Consider the following 18,858-nt stretch of genomic DNA (forward strand, 5'->3'; position numbering starts at 1 on the left):
GCGCTATTTGGCGTACTCGCTATCCTGGCCCGTCCCGTTAGCGGATCCCTTACCGGACACATGCCGATTCGCATGCGGCAGAGAGTCGATATTCACTGCGCTGCTCCGCATCTTGCCCCCCGAGGCTCCTGGGTGGAGCATTGGGGCAGCAAAACGCGCGGAGGGAACTGTGATGGAAGCCAAGCGGGCCTAAGCGACGCGGTGCCCGGGATTTCGCGTCGGATGCTCGCCTTCCTCGATACCGCCGCTCGCGAACACTGGGGGGCTCCGTTGCTGTCAGCGGACAACGATCCATCGGAAGGGGTGTCTTCGATGAAGGTCGACTTCGCAGATAAGACCATCGGGGGGTTCAACTACGAGTTCGCCCGGGGAATCTCCAGTCAATATGTCGGGGCTGCTGAGTTCGGAGAGTGCACGGAGACCTTGCATCGCATCAAGAACGGCGACTTCGAGAGCTGGACTCTCGCGTGGACGGCAACGGCCGACGCCGTCGCAGGATACGCCGCCAGCATAGCCACGGCCGGGGAACGACAGGCTGCCGCCCGCGCCCATCTGCGCGCCAGCAACTACTACCGCATGGCGGCGTTCTACCTCGCCCATACCGATCCCAGGCACCGAAACCTGTGGCAGAGCAGCCGAGACCACTTCCGTCAGATGACGAAACTGGGCACCAAGACCATCGACTACGTCGAGATCGACTTCGAAGGCAGCAAACTTCCCGCCTACTACGTCCCCGCGCCACAGGAACACAGCCCCACGCTGATCGCGCTTGGCGGGTTCGATTCAACGATGGAGGAGGTCTACTGCTGGATCGGGGCCGTGGCGGCTGAACACGGATGCAACTGTCTGGTGTTCGAGGGACCGGGCCAATGGGGCGCCCTGATGGAGAACCCGGGGCTCGTGTTCCGACCCGACTACGAGAAGCCGGTGGCCGCTGTGGTCGATTACCTGTACTCCCGCGACGATATCGACCGCGACAGGATTGCACTGATCGGCTACTCCGCCGGCGGCTACTTCGCACCCAGGGCTGCCGCCGGCGATCCAAGGATCAAGGCCTGCATCGCCAACACCTTGGTCGTTGACTGCGGCGAATCCGCCCGAGCGGGTCTCAGGGGCCTCAGCAACCCGAGAGCGATCGACGCCCTGTTCGGACTGCTCCAGCGATTCAGCCCGCCAGCACGGTGGTCATTCCAGCACGCGCAATGGTCACTTGGCATCGCCGAGCCGCATGACTGGATCGACTTCTACCGGCCCTTCACCCTCCGGGGCCTCGAGCAGAACTTCACAAACCCCATGCTGTTCCTGTTCGGAGAGGACGACATCAAAGACGCCGCTGCCTCGTCAGCCGCGATCGTCGCCGGCATCCCCGAATTCATCGCGTCGCTGCCGTGCGAGAAATACCTCCACGTCTTCCCGCGAACCCAAGGCGCATCCAGCCATTGCCAGATGGGTGGCCTGACCTACGCCCACGTCGTGATCTTCCAGTGGCTCGATCACGTGTTCAACGCCAGTCCCCTCCCTGCCCAGGATCTCGGCGCATCGGCACAAACGGTCATCGATCTCTTCGGGAAATACGGTGGCAAACTAGCCTCAACTCGCACTGAGAAACTCCTACGCTCCGCAACGCTGGTCTAGCCAGATCGCGCCAGCGCACACGCTCTCTGAAGCAAAGTTGCCTCACTCGCGGCCGAGAGCCCAGACACGCCGAAGCATAGAGACCGAGATTCGCGTACGCCACGCTGCCCGTAAGCCGGTCGATCACCATGCCGGCGGAGCACGCCGACGCATACCGCCCAGCTGCTGGCTCAGTCCCTGTACGTAAGACCCGCACGGTGATATGCACGGTGACGGGGGCTTACTGCAACCATGTTCGTCATGGCTGGAATGAAGATCGGCTATGCCCGCGTCTCAACGAACGATCAGGATCTGACCGTTCAGCGGAACGCCCTCCTTGGCCCGGGTGTTGAAGAGAAGCAGATCTTTGTCGACCACGGACTTACAGGAGCTAGCCGTCTGCGCCCTGGACTCCGTGAAGCGATGGCGGCATGCCGAGCCGGCGATACGCTGGTGATGACCAAGCTGGACCGTTTGGCGCGTTCCCTTTCCGATGCCCGGGGTATAGCTGACGAGCTGACGAGCTGACGAGCTGACGGCCAAAGGGGTAGTCCTCAGTCTCGGCGGCAGCACCCACGATCCGACTGACCCCGTAGGCCGGCTGCTGTTCAACGTCCTGAATGGTGGCCGAGTTTGAGGCAGATCTGATCCGGGCGCGCACGCGCGAGGGCATGGCGGTCGCAAAAGCGAAGGGGCGACTGAAAGGCAAGCAGCCAAAATTGTCCAAGACGCAGCGGAAGCATCTCCTGACACTGCACGACGCCGGCGAGCATACGCAGGCCGAACTGGCCGAACTGTTCCGGGTATCCCCGACGACGGTGTACCGCGAGCTCCAAAGGCGCATCAGGTGAAGACCGATGCGGCGCCCCCTGCTAAGAGTGCCACTTAGCGCTGCAAAAAGACCGCCATTCCCAGGACGCCCGCGCCAAGGGGCGCACCGCCGAGGACGACTTCAGCACGGATGCGGCATTTGATCTCCTCGTGGGGTGGCCGCCGGCGATGTCTCGCTTGAAGTCAGCGCCGGGCTTATTGCCACGCATCTCGTCCGGCGCTAGCTGGACGCCGGGTCCGTGGGCTTTGCCGGTTGGCTGCTTTCCTGACCCGTCATGTGAATCTGTGCCGGCTGGGTCATGAGGTGGCTGAAGGGAGGTGGCAGCGATCATGAAGATCCGGGAAGCTGGGCAATCGTCTGGCTCTTTTGCAGCGTCCCGTCGACCTCGGATTTTGAAACCCCAGAACTGCCTCAAGCTGAGCAGAATCTGCCAGGACAAAGAAGGACCGCATTCCTTTGTTGCGGGGTGCGGTCGTTGGACTGAGAGCTTCGAAGCGGCCAATTTGCGGTGTGTACAAAGTGCACGCTTTGGACTTCGGATCGGGTCGTATGTGGGTCGGATCGGGCGGGATTCCGCATGTTTCCGGGAGTTCCCAGTGTTCACAAGGGAGGGAATGCAGTTCGAGTCCCACCTCGGGCACAGCAACCCCCTCGTCAGAGGGGTTTTTGCTTTAACGTGTGTACGTCGACCGGAGTGGGTCCCTCTGACGCTTGTCGCGGCTGGTGCCTGGCCGCCGCGGTGACCTGTTCGGTTATTTGGGTTGAGGGTTCAGAGCCCTGGCTGGTCAGTCCTCCGCCTGCTGGGAAGTGGGGTCATCCGGGTCTCCTTTCTGGCTGGTTGTGCTGGGCGTGGTTGGTCCCGTACCTATTCATGTCGCGCGGTCCTGCTGACGACATGACCTGCAGGGATTTCTTGAAGATTTTTTCTCCGGACTCCTTGTTTACCGGCGGCGTGGGGGAGAGCTGGCCGCCTCGACCTCCCACAACGGAAGATCCGGGGACGCCGGGGCATAAGGGTGCCACAGGCGTGCGCGGTCCCGCCGGATCAGGCCCATCTGCGCCGAACCCTGCGTCATCGGACCAGAACCCCGTGGCGGGAGCACTCCGCGCTCCAGCCCGTCGGTGTGACCTGGACCTTCATCCGCCGCCCGCAGGCGGCGCAATAACGCGGGGGTTCCAGTACCAGGAGTTCCCGGCAGGGAAGGTGAGGGTCCGACGGCGGCCGGGAGCCGCCGTCGTCCGGCTCGCCGCAGTGGCCGCAAAAGTTAGGGGTGGAGTCGGTGGTTGAGCTCGCTGCATCGCCGGTGGTTGAGCTCGTCGAAGCCCGGTTCATAGTGTCTTCTGGAGTTCCTTGATGGGCATGTTCAGCTCGACCAGCAGGTTCAGGTCAGCGTCCGCGGGACGGCCCAAGGTGGTGAGGTAGTTGCCGACGATGACGGCGTTGATGCCGCCCATGAGGCCTTCGCGGGTGCCGAGGTCCCCGAGGGTCAGTTCCCGGCCGCCGGCGTAGCGCAGCACGGTGCGGGGCATCGCCAGGCGGAACGCGGCGATCGCCCGGAGGGCGTCCTTGCCGTCCATGATGCCTTGGTTTTCCAGCGGTGTCCCGGGCCGGGGGTTCAGGAAGTTCAGCGGGACCTCATGCGGTTCCAGGGCTGCCAGCTGGGCGGCGAGTTCTGCGCGCTGCTCGATGGATTCGCCAATACCAATGAGGGCACCGCAGCACAGTTCCATCCCGGCGGCCTTGACCATGTTGCAGGTCTCAAGCCGTTCTTCGTAGCTGTGGGTGGTGACTACCTCGGGGAAGTAGCTGCGTGCGGTTTCGAGGTTGTGGTTGTAGCGGTGCACGCCCCATTCTTTGAGCTGGTCGATCTGGCGCTGAGTGAGCATGCCCAGCGAGCAGGCGATGTTGATCTCCACTTCTTCGTTGATGCGGTCGATTGCGAATTTGACCTGGTTCATCAGTTTGATGTCGGGTCCGCGGACCGCCGCCACGATGCAGAACTCGGTGGCTCCGGTGGCGGCCGTTTCCTTGGCCGCCTTGACCAGTTCCGGGATGTCCAGCCACACGCCGCGTACGGGGGAGTCGAACAGGCCGGACTGGCTGCAGAAGTGGCAGTCCTCGGGACAGCCGCCGGTCTTGATGGAGACGATGCCCTCAACCTCCACGTCCTCGCCGCAATGCCTGAGCCTGACCTCATGGGCCAGCTGCAGCGCCGCCGGAAGGGCAGCATCGGGCAGTCGCAAAACATCCACCAGCTACTCCTGCGTCAGCCCGCGTCCTTCCTCGAGGACCTGCCGGCGGGCGGTTTCGAGAATCTCATACCCGGTGGTCGCCGGATCTTCCTGCATCGTCATTGATCGTCCTTTGCGCTGATTAGCTGCGGATATTCCTCCAAGCAGACGCTAGTTTTCCAATGGCGGCAGGATTTTGTCGGGTGTCTACAAGCAGGCGGCTGCCGGATTGGTCCCGATCGTATATTTCATAAGTCGGCGTGCACCCGTGGGTTTGTTCCGACCCCAGACAGCTTGAGGAGCTCTTGCGCTTCATTCGTGACGGTGACACCCTGGGCGTGCACAGCATGGACCGGCCCGCCCGGAACTTGGACGACCTGCGGTCCTGGTGCAGAAGCTCACCCGGAAGGGTGTCAGGATCGAGTTTCTCAAGGAAAACCTGACTTTCACGGGGGAGGATTCGCCCCTGGCAAACCTGATGCTTTCGGCGTCGTGGGAGCCTTCGCCGAATTGGAACGTGCCCACAGCTACCGGGCCGGGATCCTGCGGGATTTCGTCGTGTCGAGTAGTTTCAGCTTCAATGAGTACATGTCGCCCGTCTGGTCTTTGCGCCCAAGCCTTCCCTCTGACGCTTCATGGATTGCCGAGCTCCGCGCTCAAGTCATGCGTCCCGATCTCGAGCGGCTCGGACGCTGGGATCCGGTGCACGTCAGAGAGCGCTTCGTCACGGGTTTTCACCCAGCGCACACGTTTGTTATCGAAGTTGAGGCCTCCGCGGTGGGTGTCATTGCTGTCCGCCCCGAATCGGATGAGAAATGGATTGAACACTTCTATCTAGCTCCGGAGTACCAAGGGCAGGGTCTGGGGGGCGCTGTGCTGCGCCATGTATTGATGGCGCAGCACGATCATCGGCCTTTCCGGCTAAATGTCCTCCAAGGCAGCCCGGCGAGACGTCTCTACGAACGCAACGGATTCGTCCACGAGCACGAGGATTCGATCGATGTCTTCCTCGTCGCCGAAACGGACCAGAAGTTTGTACCCAGGACAACCTGTTCCCTCTGAACGTTCGCCAAAGGCGACAGTAGCTGCGAGGCTCCCGGGTCCTGCTGGTAATCGTAAATCGCGACTTGGATGGCCGACTTGGAAGAAAGGGCGGACGGCATTTGGCCACGGTTCGACCTCATAGAAGTCGTGCAGTAGGGCGCGGCAATCCGTCAACGAGTAGCAAATAGGTGCTCGGCGACTCGACCGAACGCGAGAACGAAAAATTCCGGAAGCCAGCCATCGAAGCGGTGATGGACCGCGCCTCGCTAAACGCCAGCTCGAAGGCATGTTCTTGACCGGGGCTGACAGGCAAAAGCGCGTGTTCGGTAATCACTGGGCGAGTCTCCGACACAGGAACCCCAGGCGCGCCCGCCCGTGCTCCGCAGGATTCCGAAACGGAACGGGAAGCCGGTATTTCTGCTGCGCTTCACCCGCCAACGAAGTTAACGGTCACGCCAGCATTTGTAGGGGACTTGGCTCGGCGGGGAGCGGTCCAACGGCGGCGTGGGGGACCGTCTTACAGCGCGCTGCGGTCTTGTTTCGCGCGGGCGCGGTGTTTGCGGACGTTCTCACGGTTTGCGCAGCGTACGGAGCAGTAGCGCTGGCGACCGTTGCGGGTGACGTCCACCACGACTGCCCTGCAGGGATCACCTGACGACTTCCCGGCGGCGCACCGGCTGAGCCTATGAGCGCCGCGAGTGCTGAGGTGCAGTGCAGTTCCGACACTGATCACGGCGAGCAATACCTGCGGGAGAGCTTGGTCGAGGTCGCGGTAGTGAAGATGCCATCCTTCGCCGTCGTGATCGGTGAGGCGCGGATACGCGGCGGCAGCAGCCATCTGGGCGTTCAACAGAGCAGCCCTGTTCCGTGGATCGCGTTCATCGACGACTGAGAGCCACGCGTCCAGGACGGCGCGGGTTTGCTCATGATCGTCTCCGGCGGAGAGCTTGTAGTCCATCGTCATCCCGAACTCACGAGTCCGCTGCACGAGACCGTCCCTATCGGTTGGCCAATCGTTGGCCAACGAGGCGGCGAGGAGGACCGCGTACTCACCGTAAGGGTTGAGATGCATAAGGCTATTACATCATTGTTGGAGGCATGATGATTTTTCCTTGGGCTGCCGATCCGCAGGCACGATATAGGTATCCAGCGAGCAGGACGGTGCGCTCGTGATCGCGGGGACAGACTTCGGAACGGGGGTCTCGATGGCCGCGGCAAGCGGGATGGCTCTAACGGCACTGGGCATGGTGCTCACGCCGGGTCCGAACATGGTCTACCTGGTTTCGCGCAGTGTGAGTCAAGGGCCAGTGGCTGGAATGATTTCTCTCGCAGGTACTTGTGCTGGCTTCCTCGTCTACATGACGATGGCGAACCTCGGGCTCGCGTTGGTGTTCGTCGCGGTGCCGTGGCTCTATGCGGCAACGAAAGCCGCGGGAGTCCTCTACTTGGCCTACCTCGCCTGGCAGGCACTCAAGCCCGGCGGTCGCGGCGTCTTCGACGTTCGCGCGCTCTCTCGCGATTCGGCACGCAAGCTCTTCCGCATGGGCCTCCTCACGAACCTGCTGAACCCAAAAACAGCCGTGATGTACCTTGCGCTCATTCCGCAGTTCATCGATACGGGCTGTGGAGGAACAACTGTCCAGGGCTTTTCCCTCGGAGCGATCCAGATCGCGGTGAGCATACTCGTGAACGCACTGATCGTCCTCGGTGCCGGGTCGATCTCTGCATTCCTCTCCGGCCGGCCGAACTGGACGAAGTGGCAGCGGCGCGTCACCGGTTCGGCGCTCGGCCTGGTAGCGGTCCTCCTCGCGCGGGAAGTACCAGAAAAAGCACGCATATAGCGATTCTGAGGATGAGAGTTCGCCGGGCCCGCGTGCCCACACCCGCACTGCGGTATGGAGTCCCGCACGGCTCAAGCGATTTCGACGGCTTCTCCGTGCACGATGATCCCGCCGGACGGAGGCATGTCGACGGTGAGCACGCTCGGGCGGCCGACATGGCTTCCCTGGCGCACCACCACGCGGCTTGGCGCTTCCACGAGTGAGAGCAGACGCAGGTATCCGCCGAAGGCAGCGGCAGCCGAGCCGGTCGCCGGATCTTCGGTGATGGTGCCCACCGGGAAGAGGTTGCGCGAGTCGAATTCGTCCGGCCCCATCGCGTAGAGCGTCGTGACGGTGCCGGCCCAGTTCTGGGCATCCATCAGCGTGCGCATGGGATCGGGGTCGAAAACGAACGAGTCAAAAGTCTTTCGTTCCGCGAAGACGAGAATGGGGTGCCAGTTTCCGGCAAAAGCGATCATCGGAGGGTACCCGGGGTGCAGCTCGTCCCGGTCCACGCCGAGCAACCCGAGCAGAGTGCTCAGGACGCCATCGGGGAACTCGGCCACTCGCGGCTCCACGCTCGTGAAGCTTGCCGTCACCGCTGCGACCTGGCCCGCAGTCTCGATAACGACAGGCCCCACCGGGGTCTCGAAAACAAAGGTCCCCGCGCCATCTCGCCCTGACAGCGCGACGGCCAAAGCAATTGTGGCGTGGCCGCAAAACGGCACCTCGGCGATCGGGGAGAAGTACCGTACACGGTTCCGGCGGGGGTCTCCGTCAACCGTCGCCTCGGTGATAAAGACCGTTTCCGCATACCCGACGTCGGCCGCGATGGCCTGCATCCGGGCGTCGTCGAGGCGGGTTGCGTCCAGGACTACTCCCGCTGGATTTCCGCCGTCGGGGGTGGTGGTAAAGGCGGCATAACGAAGTACGTCGGGTGTCTGATTCATTGTTACGTCCTCGGTGGGTTGTGAAGATACGGGCGTGGCGAAGACCAACAGGGCGAAGCGAAATGCGACTAGTAGCACTAGTCCCGTACGGCTCTGCCGGCCATGGCGAGGGAGATGTTTCGGGGGAGGCGCTGGGCGATGCCGGCCAGCAGGCGATTTCCCAAGCCTGAGACGACGCTTACGGGTGTAGTGCGGCGATCGAGAGCGCGCAGGGCAGTGTCGATGACCTCGCTGGCGCCCTGCAGCCGGCCGACCGCTGCGGCCTGGCTCCCGAGTACATCGAAGAACTCGGTGCGGGTAGCCCCCGGGCAGAGCGCGAGCACGCGAAGGCCGGATTCCTTCGTCTCGTGTGCCACGGCTTCGGTGAAGCTCAAGACGAATGCCTTGGTTGCTCCGTAAACCGCCATCCCAGGTACCGGCTGAAAAGCTGCGGTACTGGCCACGTTGATGAGTGCGCCCCTCCCGGCGGCGAGCATCTCGGGGAGGAATGCCCGCGTGGTCTCGACGAGAGCGGCCACGTTGAGGGAGATCTCCGAGGCGATGACCGCGGGGTCTTCCTTGACCAGAGGGCCGCTCGTGGCGAAGCCCGCGTTGTTGATCAGGGTGTCGATGCGGATGGCCCGGCCGGCGAGCTCGTCGCGGAGTTCCGCTCCGGCTCCCGCACGGCTTAGGTCCTTCGAGAGCGTGGTCACTGAAATGCCGCCCGAGTCTCGCAGCTTCCGGGCGAGATCCTCAAGCCTGTCGGTCCGCCGTGCGACCAGCACAAGGCTGGCCCCGCGCGCTGCAAATCGTGCGGCAAACTCCGCGCCGAGCCCGGAGCTGGCTCCAGTGATGAGTGCCGTGGTTCCGGTGTAGCTCATGGTCATTTCGAATCCATTCCGTGTGGCGGCCACTCTATGTAGCCAATGCCTACATAGTAGACAGTGGCACCATTGTAGTCAATGACTACTTTGCGGCTATACTGATCACATGACCGATCAGCCCTACCATCACGGCAAGCTCCGCGAGGCGTTGCTCGCCCGTGCAAGGGAAGTCATCGAAGAAGCAGGAGTCGAGGGACTTTCCCTACGGCAGCTCGCGCGTGACCTGGGTGTGAGCCACGCGGCACCCGGCAAGCATTTCCGTGACAAGCAGGCGCTTCTCGATGCCCTCGCCCTTGACGGTTTCCGCAGCATGAATGCGAGTATCACAGGAGCGTCCGAAGCCGCCGGAGACCATCGGTCACGCTTTGTCCGGATAGCCAGGGCCTATGTGGACTTCGCGGTCGCCCACCCGGTCCTGTTGGCCGTGATGCACTCCACCAAGCACCATCCTGATGCGAGCGATGAACTGCGCAGCATCGGTGAAGACGGCATAACGGTCGCCAGGGCGATCATCGCTGAAGCCCAGGAGGCCGGGGAGCTCGCGCCAGGGGACCGCGAGTTGCTCGCTCTCGTCTGCTTCGTGAGCCTGCACGGAGCCGCTGTGCTGGCGGCGGGCAACCTCTTGGATGGAACTTCTATCGGCGCCCTGACGGTTGCCACAACAGACCTGTTGTGGGGCGGAATGGTCGCAGGTATTCCCGCACCCCAGGGAGCCTCGGGAATCGGCCCATGAGCCGCTCTCTTAGATGAACTCGGCGTCATAAACCCCCGTTGAGCCCGAACCAGCCGTCAGGCATCCTTCGTTCAACGCAGCGGATTCGAAAACAACGCTTATTGACGTTCTCCAGAAGGCCTCCCTGTGCGTGGAGGTTTGTCGGCCTGCGGGCCAGCCGGGCACCCGCCGTAAAACGCTCACGCTGCTTTGACGACCGCAGCGTTGGCCTCGTCTTCTGCGGACCCCTCGAGCCAAGTGAATCGACGGATTTTTTCGGATGCCCGGCACGCGTTCCCTCGGAACTCGGCGGTTTGCGCGGGCGCTCTCGTCCCACAGCTATGTTCAACGAAGATGTTCCACGAAAACGTAGAGAACAACTTCGGGGATACTAGCCGTGTTCCCGCAGGGCCCACCGCAGTGTCACATCCTTGACACACCTCAGTCTCACAAACGATCAATTACTGAGACAGCCTGGTCATTCAGCCATGGGCTTCGAAGGTTGTCATTTTCAGCAGTCGCGGCACGGAATGTCAGAAGTCCTCTGCACTCTGAACCGGTCATCGTGACGTTAGCCGAATGTCTGGTGGCCGGGTTCCATGATCCGGTTCAGCTGTTGTCGGGCCGCGCGTTGCAGCACCAGCACGGTCCTGGGATGAAGCTGTTCCGTCAGTTGGCTGCGCTGCGGTGGCTTCGGTAGATTCTTAGCCCGTCACTCTGGAGAAAGATGGCGCGTTCGTTGCCGCCCGCCAGATGGAGCCAAAGCACGCTGCCGTCAGCTGCCAGCATGTCGATGCGCCCGGTAGCGATGACTTCCCCGTGTTGGTGGATTTGCACGTAGTCGGCCCGTGAGAGCTTGGACCAGTTGGCAATGGGGGCGGGTTTCCGGTTTTCTGTATGAGATCCGGGCGATCGGGGCGTCATGGCTTGTCCTTGGGTTGGGGCGACTGCGGTGTCGGAATCGTTTGAGCGTCGGGGGAGGTGGCAGGGCGGCGTTTCCGCCACCCTGCCTCCTCCTTATGGGCTCTCTTCCCACGCCCGACTATCGGGCTGCCTGTTGCGATGGAGTGCGGGAAGAGCGCCCATCTGTGCCGGGCATTGGGCCGGCAGTCGGTGGTGATGGTCCGCTCGGGAGACCCGTTTTGGTCCGTAACATCAGGGCAAATCTCCCGGGGAGCTTTCGCCGTCAAGAGCCGGCTCTCCCTCAGTCCCCGTCACTGCGACGAGCGTCGGAGCGAGTGAGGCCGGCGGTGGCCAGCCGGGATTTTTGGGGAGAAGTGCAGTGGATCCGTGCCCTACGCCAGGACGCCCGCCCGCCGCCCAAAGACGCACCCGGCAGCAAGTCCGGTGCCTCCCGGGTAGTTGACGCTGAATAGTCCGCCGAGCATTTCACCTGCCACGAACAGGCCTTCGATGTGCTTGCCCTCTGCGTCCAGGACGCGGCCGTGGGTGTCGGATTTGATGCCACCGAAGGTGAACGTGATTCCGCAGGTGACACCGTAGGCGTAGAAGGGTCCGGTTTCGATCGGGGCGGCCCAGTTGCTCTTGACCGGTTCGGTTGCGGCCTTCCGTCCATCCTTAACGTTGGGGTCGAACGGGGTGGAGCGCTCGATCGAGCTGTTGAAGTCCGTCACGGTTTTGGACAAGCTTTCCGGGTCTATGCCGATTTTGACGGCCAGGTCCTCGAGGGTGTCGGCGACCTCGACAGAGATGCCGGGCATCTCGTATTCTTCGCTGCGCAGCATGGGCCGAAGGCCGGCGTCGAAGATCTGGTACGCAACCGAGCCGGGCTGCTTGAGGATTTCCTTGCCGTATTTGGCGTAGGTGTAGTTCCGGAAGTCGGCACCCTCGTCCAGGAAACGCTTGCCGTCGGTGTTGACGATGATTCCAAACGGGTAGCTTTGCCGGGTGAGGCGGTTGGTGAGTTCGCGGTTGCTTTCGTTGGTGGCGGTAAAGGCATCCCACTGGACGCTGTGGCAGCTGCCCCAGTCTCCGCCCTTGGTGGCGCCGATCTCCAACGCTGCGGCGATCATGTCGCCGGTGTTGTAGGGAGTGCCGCGTACCTTGGCGTTTTCCCAGCCTTCGCCCAAGTACTCCCGCCGCCGCTTCGGGTCCGCCTCGAAGCCTCCGGCGGCGAGGATCACGGATTCTGCCCTCAGGCGCAGCTCCCCTTCAGCGGTGTTGACGACGACGCCGTCTACACGGCCGTTCTCAACGATGAGGCTTTGGGCCGCGTGGCCGTACCTGACTTCGATGCCCAGCTCTGCAGCGACCCGGGTGTGGTCTTCGATCAGGCCTTCGCCGCCGCCTACGTTTCCCACGTGCAGGCCGCCCCAGAAGAGGTAGGACCCGTCGGCACGCTCGAAGGCCTGACGCTCGTACATCAGGCGGTACTTCAGGCCCAGGCTGTTGAGCCACCGAAGGGTGGACTGGCTCTCGGCAATGAGGACTTCCGTCAGTGCCGGGTCGTTGCGGCCTTCGGTGACCTTTTCCAGGTCAGACGCGTATTCCTCAGCGCTGTAGGGCGGAACGACGGTCCGGCTGTGCCGTTCGTCCGGTTCCACGAGCCCCTGGAGGTCGTCCAGGCCGTTGTGGACGATGCGTGTGGCGCCGGCGGTGTAGAAGCTGTTGCCGCCGGCCATGTCTTTGGTGCCTTTTTCGAGCAGGATGACTTTTCGTCCGCGGACGGCAGCCGCGTGGGCCGCCGTGAATCCGGCATTTCCGCCGCCGACGACGATTACGTCGGCCTTGGTGAGGTTTCCCGCTGCAGGTTCGTTCTGATCAGCCATTGTTTTCCGTCTCCTTCATGTTGAATTCATAAGTATTCGACTGTATACACAGTCTGGCAGGGGTGATTTGGGGGTAGAGGCGGCCCGGGGGTGTTAGCGGCGGGCCGGTACGGGGGCTGGCTCTGCCGCTGTCACGGGGAGCGGTTCCTGGGCGGCGAGGCGGTTTTGGCGGCGCTCCAGGGCCACGGCGAGGGCGCCGAGGGCGATGTTGACGACCAGGAATCCCAGCGCGGCAACAAACTGGGCCTGCAGCAGGGACCGGGTGTAGTACTGGCCGATGACGGTGGCGGACCTCAGCAGTTCCATGTAGCCGCCGAGCACAAAGGCCAGTGCTGTTCCCTTGAAGAGGATGATGAGCTGGCTCACGAGGGCAGGACTCATGGACCGCAGGGCCTGCGGGAGCAGGACCAGGCGCAGCGTCCCGACGTGGGAGAAACCCAGTGCGAGGGAGGCCTCGGCCTGACCGGGCGGCAGCGCGAGGATCCCGGAGCGCAGCAGGTCACCGATGACGGCCCCGCTGTACAGGGTCAGCGCGATGACCAGGAACCAGAAGTCCCCGAGTTTGAGGCCGTAGTTGGGCAGCACCAGGGATGTGAAGTAGAGCAGCAGGAGCAGGGGGATGCTGCTGAAGACGTCCGTGTAGACCCGGCAGGTCCGGCGCAGAGGTGCGTGTGTGGAGCCGAGTCCGAAGGCCAGGAGGCATCCGGTGATCATGGACAGCACCATGCCGACGGCTGCGGCTGCGATGTTGTTCCACAGCCCCTGGCCGAGAAGCGCCCAGAGTCCGGGCTCGGCGAACGGGGCCCACGCCGCGGCGCTCAGTTCGCCTTTGTCGTAGAGGACGCGGAAGACCAGATAGGCGCCGGCGATCACGATGAAGGCGGTGAGGATTTCCAGGAGCAGGTGGCGGCGTTTGGCGCGCGGACCGGCCGGGTCAAAAAGCGATATGGTACTCATCGGCTGAACGCCACCTTCTGATCGACTGCGGATACGAGCCGGCCGATGACCAGCCCGATGGCGAGGTAGCAGAGGGCGGCCCCGCCGAAGATAATGAACGGTTGTGCCTCATCCACCGCGATCTTGTCCGAAAGGAACGTCAGTTCGGATACCCCTACCAGGGCAGCGACCGAGGTGTTCTTGACCATGGTGATGAAGACGTTGCCCAGCGGTCTGGTCACCGTGGCGAAGGCCTGCGGGAGGACGATGAGTTTCAGTGAGGCCATCGGCCCGAAGCCCAGGGCGCGTCCGGCTTCCAGCTCGCCGCGGTCCACGGTGTTCAGGCCCGCGCGCAGGGTTTCGGCTACGAACGGCGCGGTGTAGAGCACCAGAACGATGGCGGCCGAGGCGTAGAGTGAGTACTGGATGCCCAGGACCGGGAGTCCGAAGACAAACAGCACCATCTGCACGGGAAGCGGCACGTTGCGGAAAATCAGCACGTAGGCCGAGGAAACAGCCCGGGCCGTCCTGATGGGGCTGGTCCGCAGTGCGGCGAGCAGTGTCCCCAGGAGCACCGAACCGGCGGCACCCAGGAGAACGAGTCCCAGAGTCACCATCACGCCCTGGCCGAAATCGCCGAGGTGATTGAGAAGGAATGACATCAGCGGATCCCTACAGCGTTACTTTGGGCGGGGTAACGTCGCCGGGCTTGACCTGGCCGATCGTCGCGTCGTAGGCCTTCTTCCAGTCCCCGTCCGCGATGGCCTTGGTCAGGAGCTGATCGAGGTAGTCATGAAATGCTGCGTCGTCCTTGGCCACACCGATGGCAAATTCCTCGGCATCGGCCAAATGGCCGTCCGCGATGCGGTAGGCATCCGGATTCTGGGACTGGACACCGAGCAGGATTGCCTCGGTAGTGGTCACCGCGTCGACCCTCTTATCCTTCAGTGCCTGCGCGCATTCACTGTAGGTGCTGAACAGGACCACGTTGGCCGCGGGCACGGCCGCGCCGATGAGCTGGGCCGCGCGGGCGCCGGTGGTGGAACACACCGTCTTTCCGGCCAGGTCCTCGGGTTTGTTCACTGAGCTGTCGTCCTTGCGTACCAGCAGGGCCACGTTGCTCTCAAGGTAGGGTCCGGCGAAACTGACGACTTTCTTCCGTTCGTCCGTCACTGCATAGGAGGCGATGACGGCGTCGACCTTGTTCTGCTGCAGGAACGCCTCACGGTTTTTGGTGACCGCCTCAACGAACTCGACATTCTCTGCACTGCCGGTGAGGTCCTTGGCCAGGATTCTGGCCATCTCAATGTCCAGGCCTTCCATCTTGCCGGTGATCGGATTCTTCACGCCAAAGAGCGGCTGGTCGAATTTGACCCCGACGATCACTTTGCCGCGTTTCTGGATCTTGTCCATCGTGCTGTTGGCCGGGAAGCTCTGGGCCGGTTTGGTCTCGGCGGCCGGGGTGCTGCCGCCGCAGGCTGTGGTGCCCAGGATCAGTGCGCCGGCGATGGCCAGGGCCGGCAGGAAGTGCTGGCGTTTCATGGTGACTCCTTAGGGTGGGTGCGTCGTTGCACAGGTGCTGTTAGTGGACCGAGGAGAGGAAGGCTTTGGCCCGGTCGGAGGAAGGGGAGGTGAAAAACGTTTCAGGGTCGGCAATTTCCACGATGGCTCCGGCGGCCATGAACACGATCCGGTCCGCGAAGGCCCGCGCGAACGACATCTCGTGGGTCACGACGATCATCGTCGTGCCGCTCTGCGCGAGGCTCCGCATGGTCGCCAGAACCTCGCGGGTGGATTCCGGATCGAGCGCCGAAGTCGGTTCATCAAAGAGCAGGACCTTGGGATCCATGGCCAGTGCGCGGGCGATGGCCGCGCGCTGCTTCTGGCCTCCGGAGAGCTGGGACGGCCGGCTGTGTGCCTTGTCGGCGATGCCGACCATGGCAAGCAGTTCGTGGGCCCGCGTCTCTGCCGCCTGTTTGTCCAGGCCGAGAATTTTCCGTGGGGCGAGGGTGATGTTCTCCAGGATGGTCTTGTGGGAGAAGAGGTTGAAGGACTGAAAGACCATCCCCACCTCGGTACGGAACTTGTACAGATCCCTGCCCTCCACCGGCTGTTCGTGGCCGTCGATGAGAATGTGGCCCTCGTCGATGGCTTCGAGCCGGTTGATGCACCGGCACAGCGTCGATTTGCCCGACCCTGACGGGCCCAGGATGACGACCACCTCGCCACGGCGCACCGACAAATCAATGCCGGTCAGGGCCTGCATGCTGCCAAAGCGCTTGCCGACTCCGCGGAACTCAACGACGGTGTCCGTCTCCGTGATGGCTGTCATGATCTATCTCCTTTGATGGAATACGACTGTATACAGTGAAGTACAGTGTGGCATGGTGACCGCAATCACGGCAAGTCATTACGAGTCTTCGATGGGTGCGAACGCTTCGCCACCACCGCGGCAGTTACCAACGGCAGCGGTCTGCGCAACCGTGGCAGCACCGGGCTGATGCCCGGGAGAAGGCAGAAAAGCTGGCGCTTCGGGGCCCGGAGAGCTAGCCGGAGAGCCCGGCAGTGATCTTAGTGGGAGGCCGATTTCCGCAGCAGGTCGAGCCTGATCCGACGGGCTGTCTCCATGTGCTCGCGTGCGGTGTTCCGCGCAGCAGTTTCGTCGCCGGCGGTGATGGCCGCGACCAGCTTCGAATGCTCGGCCAGGGCCTCGTCCCAACGCTCTCCCACAGACAGAGTCGAGTGCGGCGTGCGGATCAAGTGGGTGGACAGCCGCTGCAGGAGATCCTGGAGCACGGGATTGTGCGCAGCCGCCCAGACGGCAGCGTGGAACTCCAGGTTCGTCGACGCCCGGGTGTTGTCATCCGGCTCCGAAAGTGCGCGGTCACGTTCCACCAGGCCTTCGAGCTGCATAATGTCAGTGATGTCGTGGGACAGGGCCGCCTGCCCGGCCGCCTCCTGTTCCAAAAGAATCCGCACGTCATAGACCTGGATGACTTCCTGGGGTGTTGCCTGATGGACCTGCAGTCCACGGGCGCCGCGGTCCAGAAGACGGTCGTGCTGGAGGCGGCGAAGAGCCTCGCGCACCGGCGTGCGGGAGACACCGAAGCGTTCCCCCAAGGTAACTTCCCGCAAGGGAGTGGCGGGAGCAATTGCACCGGCCAGGATTTCAGAGCGCAGCTGGGCGTAGATAGAATCTCCGTCGTGCCGCATCGTTTCAGAACCAGGTGACACAACTTTCCTTCCACAGTGGCGACTCGGAAGGGAGGCTTACGCCGCCACTCGGTCCCGCCAGTTCGCAGGCCCGAAGCCATCGCCCGGACACCCATAGTATTTCAGTGGATACGCAAGTGTCCAAGATGTGGTGTCCTTTCCATCCGGACGGTGCATGAGTCGGAGTTGTTCGGCCGCCGCGGCTTGGTTCGGCGTCAGTAACTTTTCGCCGTCCGGGCGGAGCTCGCCCGTCGGTGATACGTGCCGGTAAAGGATCTGGCGGGTGATGCCGAGTTCGGTGCAGAGATCGCGGACTTTGGTTCCGGGCTTGCCCAGGGAGGCCGTGGCGAGCCTGAGTTTGGCCGAGGTCATTTACTCGGGAGACTAAGTCGCATAGCCCGACATGTAGATCGCTGCGCCCTGCAGGGCCGGTCAGATTAGACAGATGTCCGGTCGTGAAGCGGCCTGAAGGAGCTGGAGCCGGCGAACCAGTCCGATTCGGGAGCATCGCCGGAGTTATCCCGCCGGGCACCCTCGATCCGTCCTCCTGGGTTGTGGAACTCACCGCCGAACAACACGAGGGGTTCCCGCTTGGTGATGTCCAGTGCGATGACCTCGCCGACGACGATGATGTGGTCGCCGCCGTCGTAGATATTCCACGGCCGGCACTTAAGCGTCGCGGCGTTCCCCGTCAGCACCGGGACGTTGCCGTCCAGCGTCCATTCCGGTTCCGCGTCAAGGACTTTGCCAGCGAAGTGCAGGGCCACATCCTTTTGTTCTACCGACAGGATGTTGATAGCGAAGGGCGCAGCTTCCAGATACCGGGCGCCGCGCGAGGACCGGGTCAGTGTGACCTGGGCAAGCGGCGGGTCGAGGGATACCGCGGTGAAGGCGCTGACGGTGGCGCCGTGCGGAACGCCGTCGTCCGTCCGGGTGGTGACCACCGTGACACCGGTGGCGAACGTGCCAAAGGCGTGGCGCAATTCTCGTTCTTCAATGCATCCCATGACTTCCTGAGTCATCGACTTCTCCTTTCTGCTGTTGTTCAGGCCGCGCTGAATTACCCAAGGTCCCCGCCGCCCACCGGCAGCACCGCGCCAGTGATGTAGCTGGCGTCGTCAGAGGCCATGAACAAGATCGGAGCTGCCTGCTCTTCCAGCGTGCCATACCGCTTGAAGAGGGTGCTTTCGGTGGTCTGGTCCACGATCTGCTGGTACCACGTCTCTTCCTGGGCGGACTGCGCGTTCGGGTTGCGCGGGACCTTCCGCGGCGGAGCTTCGGTGCCGCCGGGCGCGGTGGCCACTACCCGGATACCCTTCGGAGCGGCTTCGAACGCCAGCGACGCGGTCAGAGCGTTGACCCCACCCTTGGACGACGCGTATGGAACGCGATTGATGCTTCGGGTGGCTATCGAGGAGACGTTCACGATGACCCCGGCCGTCCGTTCGACCATGTGCGGCAGCACTGCGCGGCAGCACCACAGCGTGGGGAAGAGGGAGCGCCGCACTTCGGCCTCGATCTCGTCCTCCTCGTAGTGCTCGTAGGGCTTGGTCCAGATCGTACCGCCGACATTGTTGATCAGGATGTCGATGCGTCCGAACTCTGCCACGGCGTAGGCCATCAGCTTCACGGCGCCCGCATAAGTTTCCAGATCGCAAAGGAAGTATCGTGCGGGTGCATCACTGGCCGTCAGCTCAGCACACACTTCAATGACCAGCTCGGACCGGTCCGCCAGCACTAGGGTGCCTCCCTCGGCCGCAATCTTACGGGCGACGACGGCACCAATCCCTTGGGCAGCGCCGGTCACCACAACAACCTTGTCGGTAAAACGCATTGCTGTGCGTCCTCTCTTA

General features: G+C 63.0%; 18 protein-coding genes and 3 pseudogenes. 6 read left to right on the forward strand and 15 right to left on the reverse strand.

Annotation, left to right across the window (positions count from 1 at the left end; genetic code table 11):
* Positions 1 to 222: 222 nt before the first annotated feature.
* Both Y706_RS24850 and Y706_RS24855 read left to right on the forward strand, forming a co-directional pair.
* Complete coding sequence (locus Y706_RS24850; RefSeq protein ID WP_162159069.1) at positions 223 to 1,635, forward strand: alpha/beta hydrolase family protein; 1,413 nt, start codon at positions 223 to 225, stop codon at positions 1,633 to 1,635.
* 240 nt (positions 1,636 to 1,875) lie between these two features.
* Positions 1,876 to 2,465, forward strand: a pseudogene (locus Y706_RS24855) (recombinase family protein).
* Between the two features lie 1,310 nt (positions 2,466 to 3,775).
* Here the strand turns inward: Y706_RS24855 and bioB are convergent.
* Entirely contained in the window at positions 3,776 to 4,702 is a 927-nt protein-coding gene (bioB, locus tag Y706_RS24860; protein ID WP_253906761.1) for a biotin synthase BioB, read from the reverse strand.
* Positions 4,703 to 4,968: 266 nt separating this feature from the next.
* Between bioB and Y706_RS28090 the strand changes: the two are divergent.
* Positions 4,969 to 5,200 (forward strand): annotated as a pseudogene (locus Y706_RS28090) (recombinase family protein); the annotation flags it as partial.
* A gap of 66 nt (positions 5,201 to 5,266) precedes the next feature.
* On the forward strand, positions 5,267 to 5,740 hold the full coding sequence (locus Y706_RS24865) for a GNAT family N-acetyltransferase (protein ID WP_052355057.1): 474 nt from the start codon (positions 5,267 to 5,269) through the stop codon (positions 5,738 to 5,740).
* 118 nt (positions 5,741 to 5,858) lie between these two features.
* Here the strand turns inward: Y706_RS24865 and Y706_RS30175 are convergent, their stop codons facing one another.
* Both Y706_RS30175 and Y706_RS0110430 read right to left on the reverse strand, forming a co-directional pair.
* Complete coding sequence (locus Y706_RS30175) at positions 5,859 to 6,074, reverse strand: antibiotic biosynthesis monooxygenase family protein (RefSeq protein WP_343213050.1); 216 nt, start codon at positions 6,072 to 6,074, stop codon at positions 5,859 to 5,861.
* A gap of 165 nt (positions 6,075 to 6,239) precedes the next feature.
* Complete coding sequence (locus tag Y706_RS0110430) at positions 6,240 to 6,794, reverse strand: CGNR zinc finger domain-containing protein (protein ID WP_028276545.1); 555 nt, start codon at positions 6,792 to 6,794, stop codon at positions 6,240 to 6,242.
* A gap of 172 nt (positions 6,795 to 6,966) precedes the next feature.
* Between Y706_RS0110430 and Y706_RS0110435 the strand changes: the two genes are divergently transcribed.
* Entirely contained in the window at positions 6,967 to 7,563 is a 597-nt protein-coding gene (locus Y706_RS0110435; protein WP_253906762.1) for a LysE family translocator, read from the forward strand.
* A 71-nt stretch (positions 7,564 to 7,634) separates the two neighbouring features.
* Here the strand turns inward: Y706_RS0110435 and Y706_RS0110440 are convergent, their stop codons facing one another.
* Complete coding sequence (locus Y706_RS0110440; RefSeq protein WP_028276547.1) at positions 7,635 to 8,492, reverse strand: PhzF family phenazine biosynthesis protein; 858 nt, start codon at positions 8,490 to 8,492, stop codon at positions 7,635 to 7,637.
* A gap of 77 nt (positions 8,493 to 8,569) precedes the next feature.
* A complete protein-coding gene (locus Y706_RS0110445) occupies positions 8,570 to 9,358 on the reverse strand; it encodes an SDR family NAD(P)-dependent oxidoreductase (protein ID WP_028276548.1) in 789 nt (262 codons plus the stop codon).
* 103 nt (positions 9,359 to 9,461) lie between these two features.
* Between Y706_RS0110445 and Y706_RS0110450 the strand changes: the two genes are divergently transcribed.
* Complete coding sequence (locus tag Y706_RS0110450) at positions 9,462 to 10,088, forward strand: TetR/AcrR family transcriptional regulator (RefSeq protein ID WP_028276549.1); 627 nt, start codon at positions 9,462 to 9,464, stop codon at positions 10,086 to 10,088.
* A 648-nt stretch (positions 10,089 to 10,736) separates the two neighbouring features.
* Here Y706_RS0110450 and Y706_RS24870 read toward each other — a convergent pair.
* From Y706_RS24870 to Y706_RS0110500, 10 genes and pseudogenes are all read right to left on the reverse strand, one after another.
* On the reverse strand, positions 10,737 to 10,991 hold the full coding sequence (locus Y706_RS24870; protein ID WP_043435947.1) for a hypothetical protein: 255 nt from the start codon (positions 10,989 to 10,991) through the stop codon (positions 10,737 to 10,739).
* Positions 10,992 to 11,362: 371 nt separating this feature from the next.
* Positions 11,363 to 12,856, reverse strand: a complete 1,494-nt coding sequence (tcuA, locus tag Y706_RS0110460; RefSeq protein ID WP_043435949.1) for an FAD-dependent tricarballylate dehydrogenase TcuA — start codon at positions 12,854 to 12,856, stop codon at positions 11,363 to 11,365.
* Positions 12,857 to 12,949: 93 nt separating this feature from the next.
* Positions 12,950 to 13,813, reverse strand: a complete 864-nt coding sequence (locus Y706_RS0110465; protein WP_028276551.1) for an amino acid ABC transporter permease — start codon at positions 13,811 to 13,813, stop codon at positions 12,950 to 12,952.
* Positions 13,810 to 14,454, reverse strand: coding sequence for an amino acid ABC transporter permease (locus tag Y706_RS0110470; protein ID WP_028276552.1), 645 nt, complete (start codon positions 14,452 to 14,454; stop codon positions 13,810 to 13,812). The genes Y706_RS0110465 and Y706_RS0110470 overlap by 4 nt, the downstream gene beginning before the upstream one ends.
* Before the next feature lie 10 nt (positions 14,455 to 14,464).
* Positions 14,465 to 15,334, reverse strand: coding sequence for a glutamate ABC transporter substrate-binding protein (locus tag Y706_RS24875; RefSeq protein WP_043435953.1), 870 nt, complete (start codon positions 15,332 to 15,334; stop codon positions 14,465 to 14,467).
* A gap of 40 nt (positions 15,335 to 15,374) precedes the next feature.
* Positions 15,375 to 16,124 carry an amino acid ABC transporter ATP-binding protein gene (locus Y706_RS0110480; RefSeq protein ID WP_028276553.1) on the reverse strand — a complete coding sequence of 250 codons (750 nt, stop codon included), beginning with the start codon at positions 16,122 to 16,124 and terminating at the stop codon, positions 15,375 to 15,377.
* Positions 16,125 to 16,363: 239 nt separating this feature from the next.
* Positions 16,364 to 17,026, reverse strand: coding sequence for a GntR family transcriptional regulator (locus tag Y706_RS0110485; protein WP_243178471.1), 663 nt, complete (start codon positions 17,024 to 17,026; stop codon positions 16,364 to 16,366).
* Positions 17,027 to 17,218: 192 nt separating this feature from the next.
* A pseudogene (locus Y706_RS30180) lies at positions 17,219 to 17,377 on the reverse strand (recombinase family protein); the annotation flags it as partial.
* Positions 17,378 to 17,442: 65 nt separating this feature from the next.
* Positions 17,443 to 18,027: a flavin reductase family protein gene (locus Y706_RS0110495; protein WP_052355050.1), complete on the reverse strand. Its 585-nt coding sequence runs from the start codon at positions 18,025 to 18,027 to the stop codon at positions 17,443 to 17,445.
* Between the two features lie 38 nt (positions 18,028 to 18,065).
* Entirely contained in the window at positions 18,066 to 18,839 is a 774-nt protein-coding gene (locus tag Y706_RS0110500) for a 1,6-dihydroxycyclohexa-2,4-diene-1-carboxylate dehydrogenase (RefSeq protein WP_028276557.1), read from the reverse strand.
* Between the last annotated feature and the right edge of the window lie 19 nt (positions 18,840 to 18,858).

Origin of the sequence: Arthrobacter sp. I3, assembly GCF_000520575.1 — a bacterium.
Lineage (GTDB): Bacteria > Actinomycetota > Actinomycetes > Actinomycetales > Micrococcaceae > Arthrobacter > Arthrobacter humicola_A.

Bases quoted from the DNA above. Each gene is read 5' to 3' on its own strand.
- Y706_RS24875 (WP_043435953.1), bottom strand. From the start codon at position 15,334: ATGAAACGCCAGCACTTCCTGCCGGCCCTGGCCATCGCCGGCGCACTG.
- Y706_RS24870 (WP_043435947.1), bottom strand. From the start codon at position 10,991: ATGACGCCCCGATCGCCCGGATCTCATACAGAAAACCGGAAACCCGCC.
- Y706_RS0110430 (WP_028276545.1), bottom strand. From the start codon at position 6,794: ATGCATCTCAACCCTTACGGTGAGTACGCGGTCCTCCTCGCCGCCTCG.
- Y706_RS0110445 (WP_028276548.1), bottom strand. From the start codon at position 9,358: ATGACCATGAGCTACACCGGAACCACGGCACTCATCACTGGAGCCAGC.
- Y706_RS0110480 (WP_028276553.1), bottom strand. From the start codon at position 16,124: ATGACAGCCATCACGGAGACGGACACCGTCGTTGAGTTCCGCGGAGTC.
- Y706_RS24850 (WP_162159069.1), top strand. From the start codon at position 223: ATGCTCGCCTTCCTCGATACCGCCGCTCGCGAACACTGGGGGGCTCCG.
- Y706_RS0110500 (WP_028276557.1), bottom strand. From the start codon at position 18,839: ATGCGTTTTACCGACAAGGTTGTTGTGGTGACCGGCGCTGCCCAAGGG.
- Y706_RS0110470 (WP_028276552.1), bottom strand. From the start codon at position 14,454: ATGTCATTCCTTCTCAATCACCTCGGCGATTTCGGCCAGGGCGTGATG.
- Y706_RS0110450 (WP_028276549.1), top strand. From the start codon at position 9,462: ATGACCGATCAGCCCTACCATCACGGCAAGCTCCGCGAGGCGTTGCTC.
- Y706_RS0110465 (WP_028276551.1), bottom strand. From the start codon at position 13,813: ATGAGTACCATATCGCTTTTTGACCCGGCCGGTCCGCGCGCCAAACGC.
- Y706_RS0110495 (WP_052355050.1), bottom strand. From the start codon at position 18,027: ATGACTCAGGAAGTCATGGGATGCATTGAAGAACGAGAATTGCGCCAC.
- Y706_RS24865 (WP_052355057.1), top strand. From the start codon at position 5,267: ATGTCGCCCGTCTGGTCTTTGCGCCCAAGCCTTCCCTCTGACGCTTCA.
- Y706_RS0110440 (WP_028276547.1), bottom strand. From the start codon at position 8,492: ATGAATCAGACACCCGACGTACTTCGTTATGCCGCCTTTACCACCACC.
- Y706_RS0110435 (WP_253906762.1), top strand. From the start codon at position 6,967: ATGGTGCTCACGCCGGGTCCGAACATGGTCTACCTGGTTTCGCGCAGT.
- tcuA (WP_043435949.1), bottom strand. From the start codon at position 12,856: ATGGCTGATCAGAACGAACCTGCAGCGGGAAACCTCACCAAGGCCGAC.